A 17,443-nucleotide genomic window follows, 5' to 3' on the forward strand; every position below is an offset into this window, starting at 1 on the left:
TGGCTTTTAGGTTCCATCTTGATTCCCTCCTCCCTCCTCGGGGTTGAGGTGGCCGAGGCGCCCCGAACAATCTCGGTTGAGCCCGTGCAAATTCAGTTGAGGGGTAAAGCCGCTCGACAGCAGGTGCTCGTCACGGGCGATTATCCGAATGACGAACTCAAGGATCTGACCCGAGAATCGCTTCTCAGGCTCGAACCCGCCGAGCTCGCTGAGGTGCGACCAGGCGGGATCATCATCTCGAAAGCCGACGGCCAGGGCACGCTTTACGTCGAGGTACAGGGGCGATCGGCGACGATCCCCGTCACCATCGTGAACTCATCGGAACAAAGACCAGCAAGCTTCCGTCTCGACGTCATGCCGGTGCTGAGCAAGGCCGGCTGCAACATGGGAGCCTGCCACGGGAACCTCAACGGCAAGGGCGGCTTCCGCCTCAGCCTGAGGGGCGAGGATGCCGCCTTCGACTTCCTCTCAATCACGCACGACTCGTTCGGTCGGCGGATCCAGCGCGATTCGGCCGCGCAAAGCCTGCTCGTCACCAAGCCCACCGGATTCGTCACGCACGAAGGCGGCCTCAGAATCGCCAGGGGCACGCCCGAGGAGAGCACCCTCCTCGGCTGGATCGTTGCCGGCGCGGCGGATGACGGCTCCTCCGCGCCTCAGGTTCGACGCCTGGAGGTGCTTCCCTCCCAGCGCGTCGCGAGCCTGGGTTCCCGCTCGCAACAGTTGCTCGTGATGGCGGAGTTCTCCGACGGCAGCCGGCGCGACGTGACCCGTCAGGCATCGTACGATGTCAACGATCCGACGGTCGCCGGCGTTTCGCTCGATGGGAGGGTCGAAGTCACTCGCCCTGTCGAGACCACTGTGGCGGTTCGATACCTGAACGCGAGGGGCATCAGCCGGCTCGCCTTCGTGGCCGAGCGGCCCGGATTCGTCTGGAAGGCCCCGCCGGCGATCAATGTGGTCGATGTCCATGTCTACGCCAAGCTCAAGACCCTTCGGTTGGAACCCTCGGGCTCGATCGGCGACCGCCTGTTTCTCAGGCGTGCCTACCTCGACGCGATCGGCCGACTTCCCTCCCCCGACGAATCCCGCAGCTTCCTCGCCGACCCGAGCCCTGACAAACGAAATCGCCTGATCGACCACCTGGTTTCCCGTCCCGAGTTCGCCGACTTCTGGGCCCTCAAGTGGGCGGATTTGCTCCGCAACGAAGAGAAGACGATGGGCCCCAAGGGAGCCTGGGTCTTCCAGCGCTGGCTTCGAGACGCCCTTAATCAGGATCTCCCGGTCGACGAATTTGTTCGCCAGATTCTCACGGCCAAGGGCTCGACCTGGAACAACCCAGCCGCCAGCTTCTACCGGACCAACCGAGACCCGATGACGACGGCCGAGACCGTCGGCCAGGTCTTCCTGGGAATCCGGCTCCAGTGCGCCAGGTGCCACAACCACCCCTTCGACGTCTGGACCCAGGACGACTATTACGGCCTCTCCGCCTACTTCGCCAACGTCTCTCGCAAGACGATCAACAACGTCCAATCCGACAATCTGGACAAGCACGAGATTAACGGCGACGAGATGATCTTCGTCTCGGGGCAGCCCTCGATGATCCAGCCCCGGACAGGTTCCAGACTCGCCCCCAAGCCGCCGAACGGTCCAAAGCCCGATCTCGGAATGGATGCCGACGCCCGCGATGACCTGGCGATCTGGTTGACCCAGGAGAGCCCCCTCTTCCGCCGCAACATCGCGAATCGCGTCTGGTATCACCTGATGGGCCGCGGCATCGTCGAGCCGGTCGACGACTTCCGCGACTCCAATCCCCCCTCGAACCCCGCCCTTCTCGACGCTTTGACCTCCGAGATGGGGCGCCATGGTATGCGGCTGCGGCCTCTCGTGGCTCTCATCATGAAGTCGAGGTCTTATCAGTCGAGCTCGATTCCCAACGATACGAATCGCGAGGACGAGGCCAACTTCGCCCGCGCGAATGTCCGGTTGCTCCCCGCCGAGGTTCTGCTCGACGCGATCAGCCAGGCCCTCGGCAAGCCCAGGGAATTCGTCCGGTCTCCTACGGGCCTGCACGCCGTCCAGTTGCCTGGGGTCAGCGCGAACGAGAGTTTCCTCAGGACCTTCGGCAAACCCGATCGCCTGCTGACCTGCGAGTGCGAACGATCAGAGTCGACCACCCTGGCCCAGGCGTTCCAGCTCATCAACGGCGATGTGGTTCGAAAGGGTCTCGAGGCGGAGGACAACCGCCTGGGACGACTGTTCAAGTCGGGAGCGACGGACAACGTCATACTCGACGAGCTTTACCTCGCGTCCCTTTGTCGCGAGCCGACGGACCACGAACGCGAGAGGATCCTCGCACACATCGCCAGGTCCGCTGAAAATCGTCGAAAGGCATGGGAAGACGCCTTCTGGGCGATTTTGAGCAGCAAAGAATTCTTGCTCAGGCGTTGATCCATGTCAGGCCGTGGGGCAACCTTCAACGGGCCCCGTGATTTGGGCTCGTCCGAGTCGAAACCATGTTTGTCAGGCCATGCTCGTCCGTTGAAAAGAAGAGGAGGGACTGATGAACCTGGGTTGCCTCGATTTTCGCCAGCAGTTCGGCGTGAGCCGTCGCAAGCTCCTTACCATCGGTGCCGCAGGTTTCGCGGGGCTAAACCTACCGACTTTGCTTCGCGCCTCGGAATCCTCCTCCATCAAGCCCCGGGCGAAGTCGATCATCTTCCTGCATCAGTTCGGCGGGCCCTCGCATATCGATACCTTCGACATGAAGCCGAAGGCACCCGACAAGATCCGCGGCGAATTCTCGCCGATTGCGAGCCGGCAGCCGGGCCTGATGCTCGCCGAGCACCTGCCGCGATTCTCGCGCGTGCTCCACCACTTCGCCCAGGTCCGGTCGGTCCACCACCGGATGAAGAACCACAACTCGGCGACGTATTACAGCCTCACCGGGCACGCGGCTCCGACCGACGATATCCGCCTGCGCGATACCCTCGAACTCTATCCGGCCTACGGAAGCACCGTCGCGAAGCTCAAGCCGGTCGACGACCCCGCCCTGCCCTCGTTCGTCGCATTCCCGCACGTTCTCCGCGACGGGAGCGTCACGCCCGGACAATCGGCCAGCTTCTTAGGCAAGTCGTTCGACCCATTCTTCATCGGCCAGGATCCGGCCCGACGCAACTTCAAGCTGCCCGAGCTCAGCCTTCCCGCGTCGCTCCCGCTGAGCCGCCTCGATGACCGCCGCGGGCTCCTGAAGATGATCGACGAGCAGGAAGAGTTGCTCCAGTGGTCCGACACGGCCCAAGGGATCGACGCTTTCTTCGATCGCGCTTTGACGATGCTCTCGGCCCCGAAGGTCAAGCGGGCCTTCGACCTCTCGGAGGAATCGGACGCCGTCCGCGACGCCTACGGGCGGACGACTTACGGCCAGAGCTGCCTCCTGGCTCGACGCCTGGTGGAATCGGGCGTGCGGTTCGTCACCGTCTATTTCTCGAGCTCTATCGGCGGCGGCAAGGGGGGCTGGGATACCCACGCCGACAACTTCAAGCAGCTCAAGGGTCGGCTCCTCCCGATGACGGATCAGACCGTGCCGACCCTCGTGGAAGATCTCGAGGCGCGCGGACTCCTCGACGAAACCCTCATCGTGTGGATGGGGGAATTCGGCCGATCGCCTCGCGTGACCAACACCGCGCTGTTCGGCCCCGACGGACGCGACCACTGGCCGCAGTGCTACACGGTTCTGTTCGCCGGTGGAGGCGTCACCCCTGGGGCCGTCTACGGTGCGAGCGACCGGATTGGAGCCTATCCCTCGATCAACCCGGTCTCCCCCGACGACATCGCCGCGACGATGTACTGGGCCCTCGGCATCGACCCGGCCACGGAATTCTACGACGCACTGAACCGCCCCCTCCCCATTGCCGCAGGTCGGCCAATCACCGAGATCTTCACCTGATAGCGGGCCGAGCCACGTCGCAGCCTCATTCCCGATCCGGGGTCTCGACTTTGTTAAAGGTTTGAGGTTGAGTCGACTCGCCGGGGCGCTCGACGACCGTCAGTCCTTCCTTCGCGAGTCGACTCACGATGACGGCCCAGAGCCGGCCCAGGCTGTGCTCGGACATCGTGTGGCGGCATTCGATCGTGTCCCTGTCGAAGCGACCTACGACCCTCACGCCTCCGGGGGCGCGTCCGAGGGCCCTCCTGACGGCGTTGACGCTGGGAGCCTTGACGAAGAAGCGGTCCATGAGAAATCCCTCATATCGCGGCGGCCGCTGGTTTGTTACGCTTTCCAGTCGTCCCGAAAGAATCCAGCTCCGACAGCCTGACCGATCCATCGAGCCCGACCGATGAGCGATACCCCGACCAATATCCGTGCACTCCAGGGAGATCAGATCCTCGAACTAACCTGGGAAAGCGGTGCCGTGGCACGGCTCCCCTACAAAGAAATTCGAGGAGAATGTCCCTGTGCCTCCTGCCGAAACGAGTGGACGGGGGAGCGCATCCTCGATCCGGCCACGATCCGAGATGACATCAAGATCGAAGGTATGGAGCCGGTCGGCAACTACGCGGTTCGCCTGAACTGGAGCGATGGCCATTCCTCCGGGCTCTACACCTGGGATACGCTCGCGAAGATCGCCCTCAAGCCGCCCCAATGAGGGATTTTGCGAACGGACCTCTCCCTATCGCATTGATTCCTCAGGCCTTCCCTTGAGCTCGACTCCAACTCTCACCGTAGCCATTCCAACCTACAACGGCTCCCGGCATCTGGCCGAGGCCCTCTCGGGCATCCTCTCGCAAGAGGGCGTCGCCTTCGATTTGCTCGTCTGCGACGATCGTTCCGACGACGGCACTGTAGATCTTGTCCGCTCCATCGCTGGGTCGCGTGCCCGGATCGTGGTCAATCCTCAGCGACTCGGCCTCGCCGGCAACTGGAATTGTTGCGTCGCACTGAGCCAGAGCACGCTGGTGAACATCTTCCATCAGGATGATGTGATGCGACCCGGCCACCTGGCGGCGCACCTCGAAGCCTTCGCTCGATCCACGAAGACGGCGATGGTGGCTAGCGCGGTCGAGATGGTCGACGACCGTGGCCAACGCCTGCCCGAGTCGATCGTCGAGGGAGGCGGCCTGGCCGCATCGGATCGCGTCTTCGGCCCTGGTGAGCTCCTGCCGCAACTCGCCGTAAAGAACCCTTTGCGATGCTCGGCAATCACCCTTCGCGCTGACGCCCATCGAACCCTCGGCGGTTTCGACGCGTCTTACCGCTATGTCGTTGATTGGGAGTTCTGGGTCAGGGTCGCCCGCGTATACGAAGTGGCGTGGCTTTCCCGGCCGACGGTCGCCATGCGATGGCACGCTACGAGTGAGACCCATCGCTTCAAGAAAGGGACGACCGACCTGGAAGAAACCGAGAGGCTCGTCGAATCTGTCGCGGATCCAGTTGGCGACTACGATTTCCGAGGTCTGCGTGTTGCCGCGAATCGTCGGCTTGCGCGAGCCTATCTGAACCGCTCGCATGACGCCCTTCGAGCCGGTGATACCCGGTTGGCCCGACGATGCCTCGATCGCAGCTTTTCCCTGAATCCTAAGATCTGGACGACAATCGCCGCCGACCCGAGGCTCGCGCTTCAGTTGGGGCTTCTGGTCGTCTCTCCAGGCCTGGCCGGGTCACTGCTGGCACGCAAGGATGCAAGGTCGATGTGGTCCACTACCGATAAGGACCCTCACGCATAAACGCTCGGAAACCCAGGTTCCTCTATCCGACGCAACCCCCGTTCGTGCATAATGAGGGATTGGATACCAAGTCCGCTTCACCGCAAAACGACGGGCCCATGCTCACGGACATAACGACTTCCCCTCCCTGCTCCTCGCGTCAGAGCGAGTCGAACGTGGCGGCGACGCAACTCCCCGAGTTGTCGCTCGTCCCGTTGACCTTGCCGCATCTCCCGGCCACGCGCGCCGAGATGGATCGGCGAGGCTGGGATTATGTCGATGTCGTTTTCGTGACCGGCGACGCTTATATCGACCATCCCGCGTTTGCGATGGGGATCCTGGGCCGGATCCTCGAGGCCGCCGGTTTTCGCGTCGCGATACTGAGCCAGCCCGATTGGCGGAGTGCAGACCCCTGGCGTGAGTTCGGTCGTCCTCGCCTGTTCTTCGGCATCAGCGCCGGGAACATGGACAGCATGATCAATCACTACACGGCCAACAAGAAGGTCCGCAACGACGACGCCTATAGCCCCGGGGCCAAGATCGGCCTGCGTCCCGACCGCGCCACGCTCCCCTACTGCCAGCGTGCTCGCGAAGCCTTCCCCGGTGTCCCCGTGATCGCCGGCGGAGTGGAAGCCTCGCTCCGCCGCCTCGCGCATTACGACTACTGGAGCGACACGGTCAAGCGCTCGATCCTCCTGGACTCGAAGGCCGACCTCGTCGTCTTCGGCATGGGCGAGCAGCCGATCGTCGAGATCGCCAAACGGCTCGCGGCGGGCCAGAATGTCCGCGACCTGCGAGACATGCGGGGTATTGCCTACACCCTTGGTGCGAAGGACACGCCGCCAGCCGATGCGCTCGTGCTGCCGACGTACGAGGAAGTGAAGACGGACAAGCAACTCTTCGCCCGCGCGACCAAGCTGATCCATCAGGAGACGAATCCGCTCAACGCCCGGCGGCTCGTCCAGTATCACGACCGGCAGGCCGTCGTCGTCAATCCGCCTTCGCTCCCGATCAGCCAGGCGGACATGGACCGGGTCTACGGCCTACCTTACACAAGGAAGCCTCACCCGAAGTATGGCAAGGAGACGATCCCCGCCTTCGAGGCCGTGAAGGATTCGGTCACGATCATGCGGGGCTGCTTCGGCGGCTGCACCTTCTGCTCGATCACGACCCACCAGGGGCGGATCATCCAATCGAGGTCGCCCGAGTCGGTGCTGACCGAGATCAAGCAACTCGGCCAGGATCCCGAATTCTCCGGGATCATCTCGGATATCGGCGGCCCGACGGCCAACATGTATCAGATGCGCTGCACACGCCCGGATGTCGAGGTGAAGTGCAAGCGACTCTCGTGCGTCCACCCGAAGATCTGCAAGCTGCTGGGCACCGACCATGGCCCCCTCATCGACCTCATGAAGGAGAGCCGGGAGGTCGAGGGGATCCGCAAGGTCCACGTTGCCTCAGGCGTCCGCATGGACCTGGCTCAACTCTCGGCGCGATACCTGGAGGAACTTGCCGCCCATCACGTCGGCGGCCACCTCAAGGTCGCCCCGGAGCATACGGATCCGGAGGTGCTCAAGCGGATGAAGAAGCCCGAGATCAACGACTATCAGTCGTTCGACCGGGAGTTCCGCGAGGCCAGTCGACGCGCAGGCAAGGCCCAGTTCACGGTCCCCTACTTCATCGCGTCGCACCCGGGAAGTGACCTCGACGCGATGATCGACCTGGCCCTCTTCCTCAAGCGGAATGGCTACAAGCCCGACCAGGTCCAGGACTTCATCCCCGCGCCGTTCGACATCGCCACGTGCATGTACTATACGGGGATCGACCCATTCACGGGCGAAGAGGTCTTCACAGCCAAGAAGCTGAATGACCGTAAGCTGCAGCGGGCGCTCCTTCAGTTCTTCAAGCCGGAGAATTACTTCGAGGTCCGCGAGGCCCTGATGCAGTCAGGCCGCTCCGACCTGATCGGCTCCGGCTGCGATGCCCTGATCCCCGCTCAGCCCCCCAAGGCCGCGCTTCGTGCCCGGATGGAGAAGGCGAATAAGTCTCTCACGGAAGGACGTTACGTCCACACCGTGGGTCTCCCCCAGGCAGGCGAGAACGGGCAAGGCGAAGGGCCGCCGAAGTTGAAGGCGGGGTATCGCCCGCATCGCAAGTCCGCCAAGCGACGTCCCCGTTAGGGCCGGCGAACTCTTCGTAAAGCTATCAGCGAAGTCGTCGGGTTTGGCTGTCAGAGTCTAGCCTCCCTCGGCGTATCGCCTCATCCACGTAACGAACACGATTCTCGAACCAGTTTGCACCGATGAACCAACGACCGAAGCGATCGCGGCCCCGTCCGGGCGCCAAATCTCCAATGCCCAGGCCTGGCGCCCCCAAGGGTCGGCGCGGCCCCGATCGAGAGGCCTCGCCTCCGCCCGACCTGAACCGAGGCCGAGCGGCGGCTCGATCGATGCAGGCCGAGTCCCGCGACCGCGCCCCGATGCACGTGGCCTCAGTCGACCTGCTCGCACAGACGGCCGTCGGTCTGCTGGTGAAAGTCGAGAAGGCCGTCTTCCAGGAGGGGAAACGAGCCGACCGGGTCCTGAGTGGATTGCTGAGGACTCGCCGCGAACTGGCACCGCCGGATCTCCAGTTCCTGACACAGGCCGTGTTCGCCGTCTTCCGCTGGCACGGCTGGCTTGAGCCCGCCAACACGGCCCCGCCCGAAGCCCGCTTGCTCCTGGCCTGGTTGCTCGACTCCCCGTCGATCCACCCGGTCTGCCGCGTCTGGGCCCGCGTCCTGGGACGAGACCTGACCCGGCTCAACTCGCTCGGCGATGCGCCGGGCTGGACGGCCCGGGCTGAAGGGTTAAAGCGCTGGTTCGACGGCCGGGCCATCAACGCGGATCCTTGGCGGCTCTTCCCCGCCTGGTTCCGGGATCACCTCCCCTTACCTCCGGGCGGCGCCTCGCCCAAGGCCAAGTACCTTGAACTGTTGCTGAAGCTCCAGTCGAGGGCGTCCCTCTGGATTCGAGCCCAGAGCGAGAACGAGAAGAACACCTGGACCGAACTGACGGAAATGGGGCACAAGCCCTGGTTGCATCGGCATGTGACTCGCGCGGCCAAGATCGATCCGGGGGCCGACGTCCACCACCTGCCCCCCTTCGAGCGCGGCGAGATCGAGATCCAGGACCTCGCCTCGCAGGCCGTGGCGATGGCTTGTGATCCCGACCCGGGCGAGCGCTGGTGGGATGCCTGCGCGGGTGCCGGCGGCAAGGCCATCCACCTCTCGGCCCTGATGCAAGGCAAGGGGTTGGTCGTCGCCACCGACGTCAATTCGATCCGCCTCAAGGAGGCCGTCCGTCGGGCACGTCGCAGCCCGTTCCGCAACCTCACGACCAAGGAGTGGGACGGCAAGCACCTGCCCGCGAAGGCTAAGAGCTTCTCCGGCGTGCTCGTCGACGCACCATGCTCGGGCATCGGAACCTGGAGGCGCAATCCTGATGCTCGCTGGTCATTCGAGGAGGAGGCGATCCTTCGCCTGGTCGAGCTCCAGAAGCAACTCCTCCACACCTGCTCGGGGGGCGTGCGGCCCGGCGGAACCCTGGTTTACTCAGTCTGTACGCTGACGCCCAGCGAAACGACCGGCGTCGTCCGCCACTTCCTCGAGACGCATCCCGATTTCAAACTCGACCCCTTCCCGCATCCCCTGGACGGTACCCCGACCGAGGGAACCCTCCTCATCTGGCCGCAGGAAGCGGACACCGATGCCATGTTCATCGCGCGCATGGTCAAGATTGACACGCCGAAGCCGGCAAAACCAAAATCGCCCGAAGTCGCAGAGTGATACGACCATGACCCGGCCGAGGATGAAATCCTCTCGCCGGGTTTTTACTTTTTTATGCTGGCGGTTTTTCACGCAATCCGACGTGGTTTTGTTCCGTTGACTAAGACTTCGGCGGCTTGATGGGTGTCGCGACGGCTTGCGGCTCCAAGACCGGTGCCGTCTTTCGACGCCGACGCGTGAGCTTCTCAAGAGCCTCGGCGTTGCGAGTTCCCCAGTCGTAGAGCAACTCGATGGGCTCGATGAAGAGCTGGCCGAGCGGTGTGAGGGTGTACTCGACCATCGGCGGCACGACCGGATAGACCTTCCTGTCGATGAGGCCGTCATGCTCCATCTCGCGGAGCGTCTGGGTGAGCATCTTTTTGGAGATGCCCGGGAGACTGCGCTGGAGTGCCCCCGTGCGGCAGGTCCCGCCGTGGAGGTGGAGAGCGTGCAGGACCATGCTCGTCCATTTCACGCTGAAGAGCTCGAGCACCCGGCGAGGGGCGCAATTCTCGTCGAGGATGATCGGGGTCGACTTGGGCATTTTATGGGTACCAATTGGTGACTATAGCACCAAAGCGTACCTTCTCGACTTCCGGGTCACAAGCCCCTAGATTTCCACTTGGACCCGAACGGAAGCTGGACCTCCATGGCGACCCGAGGGTGGCCCCGATCCCTTACAATATGAGAGTCGCCCGTGTGGAGATCTAACGATGAGTGCAAGTCGGCTCGAGGGGTTCCCGCATTCGGTCCTCGATCTGTGCCCCATCACGCAGGGCGGGACCGCATCCCAGTCGTTTAAAAACACGCTGGATCTCGCGCAGCATGCCGAGCGCTGGGGCTATCGACGCTATTGGCTGGCCGAGCACCACAACATCTCCGGGATCGCCAGTGCGGCGACCTCGGTGGTGATTGCCCACGTCGCCGGAGGAACCTCGCGGATACGCGTGGGAGCGGGCGGGATCATGCTCCCGAACCATTCGCCGCTCGTGATCGCCGAGCAGTTCGGCACGCTCGAGTCGCTCTTCCCCGGGCGGATCGACCTGGGATTGGGGCGCGCCCCGGGAGGTGATCAGGCCACGGCCCAGGCGTTGCGCAGGTACTTCAAGGGGGCCGATGGCTTTCCGCAAGACGTCCGCGAGTTGCAGGCGTACTTCGGTCCCTCCGAGCCCGGACAACTCGTGCGGGCCGTCCCCGGAGAAGGCCTCAAGGTCCCTATTTGGCTCCTGGGATCGAGCGACTTCAGCGCCAGGCTTGCCGCCGAGCTTGGACTGCCCTTCGCATTTGCTTCGCACTTCGCCCCGGATTACCTGTTCCAGGCGCTCGACCTCTATCGCCGGCACTTCAAGCCGTCGGAGGCTCTCGACAAGCCGTACGTGATGCTGGGCGTGAACGCGTTCGCCGCCGAGACCGATGAGGAGGGCTATCGCCTCTACACGTCACTCCAGCAGGCCTTCCTGAACCTGATCCGTGGTCGTCCGGGTCCGCTGCTTCCTCCCGTCGACGACATCGAGGCCCTCTGGAGTCCCGCCGAGAAGGCGCACATCGCTCGGATGGCACGAGTGTCGGTCGTGGGTGGCCCCGACAAGATTCGTCGAGAATTCGAGTCGCTCGTCGAGGCAACCGAGGCCAATGAGCTCATGATTACGTCCCAGATCTATGATCATAAGTCTCGGCTGCGATCGTTTGAGCTTGTATCCGAGGTCTTCGGCTCCGGTACCTTCTCCAGGCACAGCGAAGCTGAGGTAACGGCCTGACTCACGAGGCTTAGAAAGCGAACGGCCGGCGATGGGACAGTACCCATCGCCGGCCGTTATGTTGCTTTTAGGTATCGTCAAAGTCTGGCTTACTTCGCCAGGGCAGCCGCGATTGGCTCGTCCGTGGGAGCGGGCGTGGCGATCGACGCCTCCGCCGACTTCCTCGCCTCTTCGACGATCGGGGCCGGCAGAATGCCCAGGACGAGCGAGAGGACGGCACAGACGGCCACCGCAGTAGCAGTCGGCCAGGCGACCTGCGTCTCCAGGGGTGTGGCCGGGGCGGGCCGCAGGTACATGAGGACGACGATGCGGAGGTAGTAGTAAGCACCCGCCGCGGCATTCAGCACGCCGATGATCGCGAGCCAGAAGAAGATGTTCGACTCCGAGCGGATCGAGGCGTCGAAGGCCGAGGTGAAGAGGGCGAATTTGCCGTAGAATCCGGCCAACGGCGGGATGCCCGCCAGGCTGAAAAGGCAGATCGCCATGGCGAGGGCCATCCGAGGATGGGTCGAACCCAGGCCCGTCAGGTCGTCCACAGTCTCGATCGACTTCTTGGGAGTGCTCAGGGCGATCATGACCCCAAAGACGCCCAGGGTCATCAGGGAGTAGGCCACCAGGTAGATCAAGACGCCTTGGGTGCCGAAGAAGGTCGGGTTCGAGCCGGGCGGATTGTAGAACGAGGCCGCTACGCCAATCATCAGGTAGCCGGCGTGAGCGATCGACGAGTAAGCGAACAGCCGCTTCAGGTCGTTCTGGACTAGGGCCACGGTATTGCCCAGGGTCATCGTGATTGCCGCCACGATCCAGGCGACGAGCACCGCTCGATAGCCGAGCATGCTCACCATGTTGTCGGCCGCGATAAACGCCGAGAGCGTACGGGCAATCGCCAGGAACCCAACGGCCTTGGGAATCCAGGCGAGCATGGCGGCGATGAAGGTGGGCGAGCCCTGGTAGACGTCCGGGGCATAGAAGTGGAACGGCACAGCCGCCACCCTGAAACCCAGGCCGGCGATGATGAATACCACGGCGACCAGGGCGAGCTGCGGCTGGGGCACGTCGGGGACGTGGGCCGTCAGGAACGCCAGGGCCTTGAGGTTGCTAACGCCGGTCAGGCCATAAAGGAATGCCAGGCCATAGAGCAAGAGACCCGACGAGAAGATGCTCAGGAAAAAGTACTTGGTCGCCGCTTCCTGCGTCGTGGCGGTGCGCCTCGGCAGGTAGAGGAGCAAGTAGGTCGGGATGCTAACGAGCTCGAGCCCGACGAACAGGAAGATCATCTCGTTGGCCGAGGCGACCATCATCGAACCGGCCTGAATCATCAGCAATGAGCCGAAGAATTCCGGGGCCTTGGCATCATCCACCTGGTCGTGGGCGAAGGCGAGGAGCAGGAAGCCCGTGAGGACCAGGACGAGCCTCGCGTTGAACGAGAGGGCGTCGTTGAGGGCGATTGCCGAGTACAGGTCGGTGACCTGGCCCTTCACCCCCAGCAAGAGCAACAAGGCGACGACCATGGCCGCGACCGAGCCGAGGCTCCAGTAGTGCCGGGGCAGGCGAACGAAGGGGGCGACCGTCATCATCGCAACGGCCACCAGCAGCAGCAGCAATTCCGGCGAGAGTATCCGGAGGGTCTGCTGGACGACTTCTAAGGCGTTGGGAGGAAGCATCAACGGCTGCCCTTGCTGGGAAGTTGGGTGATCGAGAACGAGCCCTGCTGAACGCTGGAGACCTGGCCAGGAGGCTGGGGCGGAACCTTGGAGTCAGCCAACTTGTCGGGCTTCTCCTTCGACACCAACGCAGCGATGGGGGCAACCGCCGGCCGAATCCGCTCCAGGAAAGGACGCGGGTAAACGCCAATCATTACGATGAGGACCATAAGCGTGCCGAGGCCAGCGATCTCATGCCAGCCGAGCGGAGCGACCGTCGAGGCTCCGTGCCCATGACCATGGTCAACCGTCGCGACGACGCCGTGATCGTGGGACGACTCGTGGTCGTGATGGGGCTCATGCAGGGGCCCGAAAATCACGCGCTGGAGCATGAGGAAAAGGTAGTAGGCTCCGAGCACCATGCCCGTCGCGGCGAGGGCCGCGGCAAGAGGGCTGGCGGCGAACGTACCGGCCAGGATGGGGAACTCGCCCACAAACCCGTTGAGTCCCGGGACAGCGGCCGAACCCAGCGACGCCATGATCAGAAAGAAGGCCAGGAGCGGGAGTCGCTCCCAGAGCCCGCCCAACTCGGCCATCTCGCGAGTGTGGTAACGCTCATAAATCACGCCCACGCAGGCGAACAGGGCGCCTGTCGTGATGCCGTGGTTGATCATCTGGATGACCGCCCCGTCCATGCCGGTCGGGTTCAGCGAGAAGATGCCGAGGACGATGAAGCCCATGTGGCTCACGGAGCTATACGCCACCAGCCGCTTGATGTCGGTCTGGGCGAGGGCCACCAGCGCCCCGTAGATAATCCCGATGACGGACAGAGTGGCCAGCATCGGGAACAGGACCTGGGCCCCGATCGGGGTCATGCCGAGGTTGAAGCGGAGGAGACCGTAGCTCCCGACCTTCAGCAGCACGCCGGCCAGCAGGATCGAGCCGGCGGCCGGGGCTTCGACGTGGGCCAGCGGCAACCACGTGTGGAAGGGGAACATCGGAACCTTGATCGCGAAGCCGGCAAACAGCAGTAGGAAGATCAGGACCTGCGGGCTGGCGGTCCAGGGCGTGGTCTTGTGCCAATCAACCCAGGGAAGGGTCGCAAGACCGCGTGTCAACTCTGGGATGGAGAAGGTCAACGTGTGGCTGGGCGAATGCTGGTAGTGGATCGCGACGAGGGCGATCACACCGAGCAGGGTGAGCAAGCTGCCCGCCAGCGTGTAGAGGAAGAACGTGACCGAGGCCTGCCGCCGCTCGCTGCCGCCCCAGAGGCCGATCAGGAAGAAGAGCGGGATCAGCGAGAACTCGAAGAAGATGTAGAAGAGGACCACGTCCAGGCTGGCGAAGAGGCCGAGCAAGCCCGTCTGGAGCATGAGCAGGAACGCGTAGTGCAACGCGGCACGTTCCTGGATCGACTCCCACGAGGCGAAGATCGCCGGAATCATCAGGACCGACGTGAGGACGAAGAGCCAGATGCTGAGTCCATCGAGTCCGAGCGAAAAGCGAATGTCGGGCGTGCCCAACCAACTGAGGCCGAACTTACCATCCGCCGAGCTGAAGGCGAACTGCGGGGCGAGTTCACCCGCTTTGAAGTTAGCGAGCAAGATCAGGCTGAACACCAGCGTTAGAAGGACGGTTCCCAGAGCGATCGTCCGGGCCGTCTTGACCTCAAGACGAGGCGCGAGGAAAAGGGCCAAACTCCCTATCATCGGGAGGAAGGCCGTGATCACCAAAAGCTGCGCCATTTCAAGAGTCCTTGTCGCCCGTCAGTTTCCGAAGTTCTCGGAGCATTCGCACGGCAGTAAGCGTTTGTATGGATGAAGGCTGCGGGGATCAACCGCCCGCAGCCACTCGGAAAGTCTCGTTTGTGGATCAGGTCAGGAGTAGGATGATCCACAGCAGGCCGGCCAATCCGAGGGCCGTCACCGCTGCATAGAACTGGACGAGGCCGTTCTGGAGTGGTGCCAGCAGGTCGCGACCGACCAGGCGGGGAATCCAGGCCGTCCCGCGAACCAGGGCCCCGTGGACGAGGAACCGGTCGAGGAAAGCGAGGACGGAGCCGAGGATCCTCACCGGCTTGACGAACAGCACTACGTAAAGCTCGTCGACCCAGAACTTGTTGTAAGAAGCAAGGTACAGCGGCTTGAGAGCCCTCGCGAGCTTGGCCGGGACCGGGCTCGGATTGCCGTAGAGGAGATAGCTGGCGACCAAACCTATGACCCCGACGAGTGTGCCAACGATGGCCGTGGCCCAGTCGTACGAGTGGTGCTCGAAATGCGGGAGGTGCTCGAAGCCCAGCGATTTATCGAGGTGATGCTCGAAAAGGCCGGTCAGCGGACCGAAGGCGATACCGACGAGGGCGGCACAAACGGCGAGCACCATCAGCGGGATCGTCATGACGGGGGGCGATTCGAGGCCGATCTCGTGACTATGTCCGTGCCCGTGGTCGTCGGCACCATGCCCGTGCCCGTGATCATCGTGGGCGGCTTCGGCAACCGCCTCGGGATCATCCGGGCTCGGCAATTTCTCGGGCCCGAAGAAGGTCAGGAAGTAGGCCCGACCTGTGTAGAAAGCGGTCATCAAGGCCGTGAGCACGGCCACCCAGTAGATCAGCGAATACACTCCACCCGAATTGTGGGAGTGGTGTGACGCCATCTTGAGGGCGGCGAGGATGTCGTCCTTGCTCCAGAAACCGGCGAACGGGAAGATCCCGGCGAGTGCTAGTGCCCCGACCGTGAAGGTCAGGAAGGTCTTGGGCATGCGGTGACGGAGGCCCCTGAACCTTCGCATGTCGAGCACCCCGCCCATCGAGTGCATCACGCTACCCGAGCCGAGGAATAAGAGGGCCTTGAAGAAGGCATGAGTGAACAGGTGGAACATCGCGGCGGCGACGGCGAAGCGAGTCGCCTCGCCCACGGCAGCCCCAAGGCCCATAAACATATAACCAAGCTGACTGACCGTCGAGTAAGCGAGGACTCGTTTGAGGTCGGTCTGCGTGAAGGCGATCGCACCCGAAAGGAAAGCGGTTAAGCAACCGATGCACGCGATGAGCAAGGTGATTTCTGGCGCGAGGGCGAAGAGCGGCGAGGACCGGGCGATCAGGTAGACGCCCGCGGTGACCATCGTCGCGGCGTGGATGAGGGCCGACACGGGGGTCGGGCCTTCCATCGCGTCCGGGAGCCACACGTAGAGCGGAACCTGGGCACTCTTGGCGGTCGCGGCCCAGAAGAGGAGGAACGCGATACCGACGATCGTCGCGTGCGGGATCTGGCTCAGGTTGCCCTCGCTCAGCACGTTCCCATAGCTGAGGTCGTGATTGACCGAAACGGTCCAGAGCCAGAAGAGGGCGATCGCGAAGCCGAAGTCGCCGACACGATTGACCAGGAACGCCTTCTTCGCGGCCGCGGCCGCGGAAGGTTTGGCGTGCCAGAACCCGACGAGCAAGTAGCTGCAGGTACCGACACCTTCCCAGAAGGCATACGTCAGCACGTAGTTATTCGAGAGGACCAGCCCCGTCATGCAGAAGACGAACAGGCCGACGCAGGCGAAGAATCGCGGATAGGCCGGGTCACCCGCCATGTAGCCGGAGGCGAAGATCGCCACGAGTGTGGAGACGAACGTCACCATCGACAGCATCATCGTGGTGAGGCCGTCGATCCGGAACTCGATCGGCACGTGCAGGCCGCTGACCTCGAGCCAGTCGTAAACGACCGTCGTCGGCTCGGGTCCGGCGGACAGCAGGAGGCCGAGCGAGACGAGGAATGCCGCGAAAATTCCCACCACGACCGGGTAATGCGCCCGCTCTTTGAGCTGCTTCCCGCCGGCCGCAGCGACGAGCGCCCCCAGCAGTGGGCAGAAAGGCAGCAGCCAGGCGTTATTCACCAAGAAGTTCGACACGTCGTGGCTCCCAACATTCTCGATCCGGCGCGAGTGGATTAAGCCGATATTCGGCGTGGTTTGAAGTTATCCCGACCCGACGACTCAGTCCCGTCTCTCGATCCAGGGAGAGTTCGGGTGCGGCGGCTCGTGGCCCGCCGGGATCAGGTGAGGATAGGTCTCGGGACCTTCGCCGACCTGCACCAGTTCGGCCTCGCTCTCCTCGGCACTCTTCGAGTAGGCCGGCTGGCCAGGCTCTCGGATTTCTTGCCAGAGGGTGACGTCGAGCGACGAACGACGGTTGAACAGGATCAGGATCAACGCAAGGGCGATGGACGCTTCGCAGGCCGCCACCGTCAGGATCACGATCGTGAAGACTTGCCCGGACCAGTTCCCGTGGAATCGGCCGAAACCGACGAGCGTCAGGGCAACGCCCTGGAGCATCATCTCGGCGGAGAGGAACATTACGATCAGGTTGCGTCGAGCCAGGAAGCCGAGCATTCCCAAAACGAAGAGCGCGGCCCCGATCAAGAGGTAGTTCCGCAACAGGTCGAACGTGAAGTCAACGGGTTCCATGGGCGGGACTCGATTCGTGTCTCAGACAGTGTTTCAAACGACTCGATGAACCGACGGCAACGGGCCAGAATGGCCGGGCT

Annotated in this window: 13 protein-coding genes; 7 read left to right on the forward strand and 6 right to left on the reverse strand. The window is 63.3% G+C overall.

Going from position 1 to position 17,443, the window contains the following annotated elements:
* Positions 1–84: 84 nt before the first annotated feature.
* A complete protein-coding gene (locus ACOYYX_RS30050; protein ID WP_422926386.1) occupies positions 85–2,451 on the forward strand; it encodes a DUF1549 and DUF1553 domain-containing protein in 2,367 nt (788 codons plus the stop codon).
* 112 nt (positions 2,452–2,563) lie between these two features.
* Entirely contained in the window at positions 2,564–3,949 is a 1,386-nt protein-coding gene (locus ACOYYX_RS30055) for a DUF1501 domain-containing protein (RefSeq protein WP_422926387.1), read from the forward strand.
* A 25-nt stretch (positions 3,950–3,974) separates the two neighbouring features.
* On the opposite strand, the gene ACOYYX_RS30060 is transcribed toward ACOYYX_RS30055, so the two are convergent.
* Positions 3,975–4,238, reverse strand: a complete 264-nt coding sequence (locus ACOYYX_RS30060; protein ID WP_422926388.1) for a hypothetical protein — start codon at positions 4,236–4,238, stop codon at positions 3,975–3,977.
* Between the two features lie 102 nt (positions 4,239–4,340).
* Between ACOYYX_RS30060 and ACOYYX_RS30065 the strand changes: the two genes are divergently transcribed.
* The 4 genes from ACOYYX_RS30065 (at position 4,341) to ACOYYX_RS30080 (ending at position 9,532) form a co-directional block, all read left to right on the forward strand.
* The gene (locus ACOYYX_RS30065; RefSeq protein ID WP_422926389.1) at positions 4,341–4,649 is read left to right on the forward strand and encodes a DUF971 domain-containing protein; all 309 of its coding nucleotides are present in this window, start codon (positions 4,341–4,343) and stop codon (positions 4,647–4,649) included.
* Positions 4,582–5,727, forward strand: coding sequence for a glycosyltransferase (locus ACOYYX_RS30070; protein WP_422926390.1), 1,146 nt, complete (start codon positions 4,582–4,584; stop codon positions 5,725–5,727). Before ACOYYX_RS30065 ends, ACOYYX_RS30070 begins: the two co-directional genes overlap by 68 nt.
* A gap of 230 nt (positions 5,728–5,957) precedes the next feature.
* Positions 5,958–7,886: a YgiQ family radical SAM protein gene (locus ACOYYX_RS30075; RefSeq protein ID WP_422931682.1), complete on the forward strand. Its 1,929-nt coding sequence runs from the start codon at positions 5,958–5,960 to the stop codon at positions 7,884–7,886.
* A gap of 269 nt (positions 7,887–8,155) precedes the next feature.
* The gene (locus ACOYYX_RS30080; protein WP_422926391.1) at positions 8,156–9,532 is read left to right on the forward strand and encodes an RsmB/NOP family class I SAM-dependent RNA methyltransferase; all 1,377 of its coding nucleotides are present in this window, start codon (positions 8,156–8,158) and stop codon (positions 9,530–9,532) included.
* 100 nt (positions 9,533–9,632) lie between these two features.
* On the opposite strand, the gene ACOYYX_RS30085 is transcribed toward ACOYYX_RS30080, so the two are convergent.
* Positions 9,633–10,055, reverse strand: coding sequence for a winged helix-turn-helix transcriptional regulator (locus tag ACOYYX_RS30085; protein ID WP_422926392.1), 423 nt, complete (start codon positions 10,053–10,055; stop codon positions 9,633–9,635).
* Between the two features lie 169 nt (positions 10,056–10,224).
* On the opposite strand from ACOYYX_RS30085, the gene ACOYYX_RS30090 reads away from it, so the two are divergent.
* Positions 10,225–11,268: an LLM class flavin-dependent oxidoreductase gene (locus tag ACOYYX_RS30090; RefSeq protein WP_422926393.1), complete on the forward strand. Its 1,044-nt coding sequence runs from the start codon at positions 10,225–10,227 to the stop codon at positions 11,266–11,268.
* Between the two features lie 89 nt (positions 11,269–11,357).
* Here ACOYYX_RS30090 and ACOYYX_RS30095 read toward each other — a convergent pair whose 3' ends face one another.
* The 4 genes from ACOYYX_RS30095 to nuoK all read right to left on the reverse strand — a co-directional run bounded on the left by ACOYYX_RS30095 (position 11,358) and on the right by nuoK (position 17,363).
* Complete coding sequence (locus ACOYYX_RS30095) at positions 11,358–12,932, reverse strand: NADH-quinone oxidoreductase subunit N (RefSeq protein ID WP_422926394.1); 1,575 nt, start codon at positions 12,930–12,932, stop codon at positions 11,358–11,360.
* Positions 12,932–14,656, reverse strand: a complete 1,725-nt coding sequence (locus tag ACOYYX_RS30100; protein WP_422926395.1) for a complex I subunit 4 family protein — start codon at positions 14,654–14,656, stop codon at positions 12,932–12,934. Before ACOYYX_RS30100 ends, ACOYYX_RS30095 begins: the two co-directional genes overlap by 1 nt.
* A 127-nt stretch (positions 14,657–14,783) precedes the next feature.
* Positions 14,784–16,808, reverse strand: coding sequence for an NADH-quinone oxidoreductase subunit L (nuoL, locus tag ACOYYX_RS30105; RefSeq protein WP_422926396.1), 2,025 nt, complete (start codon positions 16,806–16,808; stop codon positions 14,784–14,786).
* A gap of 84 nt (positions 16,809–16,892) precedes the next feature.
* The gene (gene nuoK, locus ACOYYX_RS30110; RefSeq protein ID WP_422926397.1) at positions 16,893–17,363 is read right to left on the reverse strand and encodes an NADH-quinone oxidoreductase subunit NuoK; all 471 of its coding nucleotides are present in this window, start codon (positions 17,361–17,363) and stop codon (positions 16,893–16,895) included.
* Between the last annotated feature and the right edge of the window lie 80 nt (positions 17,364–17,443).

The sequence above is a fragment of the Singulisphaera chitinilytica genome, from assembly GCF_049331405.1.
In the GTDB taxonomy this organism is placed as follows: Bacteria; Planctomycetota; Planctomycetia; order Isosphaerales; family Isosphaeraceae; genus PoT.

Bases quoted from the DNA above. Each gene is read 5' to 3' on its own strand.
- ACOYYX_RS30055 (WP_422926387.1), top strand. From the start codon at position 2,564: ATGAACCTGGGTTGCCTCGATTTTCGCCAGCAGTTCGGCGTGAGCCGT.
- ACOYYX_RS30060 (WP_422926388.1), bottom strand. From the start codon at position 4,238: ATGGACCGCTTCTTCGTCAAGGCTCCCAGCGTCAACGCCGTCAGGAGG.
- ACOYYX_RS30065 (WP_422926389.1), top strand. From the start codon at position 4,341: ATGAGCGATACCCCGACCAATATCCGTGCACTCCAGGGAGATCAGATC.
- ACOYYX_RS30070 (WP_422926390.1), top strand. From the start codon at position 4,582: ATGGCCATTCCTCCGGGCTCTACACCTGGGATACGCTCGCGAAGATCG.
- ACOYYX_RS30075 (WP_422931682.1), top strand. From the start codon at position 5,958: ATGGATCGGCGAGGCTGGGATTATGTCGATGTCGTTTTCGTGACCGGC.
- ACOYYX_RS30080 (WP_422926391.1), top strand. From the start codon at position 8,156: ATGCAGGCCGAGTCCCGCGACCGCGCCCCGATGCACGTGGCCTCAGTC.
- ACOYYX_RS30085 (WP_422926392.1), bottom strand. From the start codon at position 10,055: ATGCCCAAGTCGACCCCGATCATCCTCGACGAGAATTGCGCCCCTCGC.
- ACOYYX_RS30090 (WP_422926393.1), top strand. From the start codon at position 10,225: ATGAGTGCAAGTCGGCTCGAGGGGTTCCCGCATTCGGTCCTCGATCTG.
- ACOYYX_RS30095 (WP_422926394.1), bottom strand. From the start codon at position 12,932: ATGCTTCCTCCCAACGCCTTAGAAGTCGTCCAGCAGACCCTCCGGATA.
- ACOYYX_RS30100 (WP_422926395.1), bottom strand. From the start codon at position 14,656: ATGGCGCAGCTTTTGGTGATCACGGCCTTCCTCCCGATGATAGGGAGT.
- nuoK (WP_422926397.1), bottom strand. From the start codon at position 17,363: ATGGAACCCGTTGACTTCACGTTCGACCTGTTGCGGAACTACCTCTTG.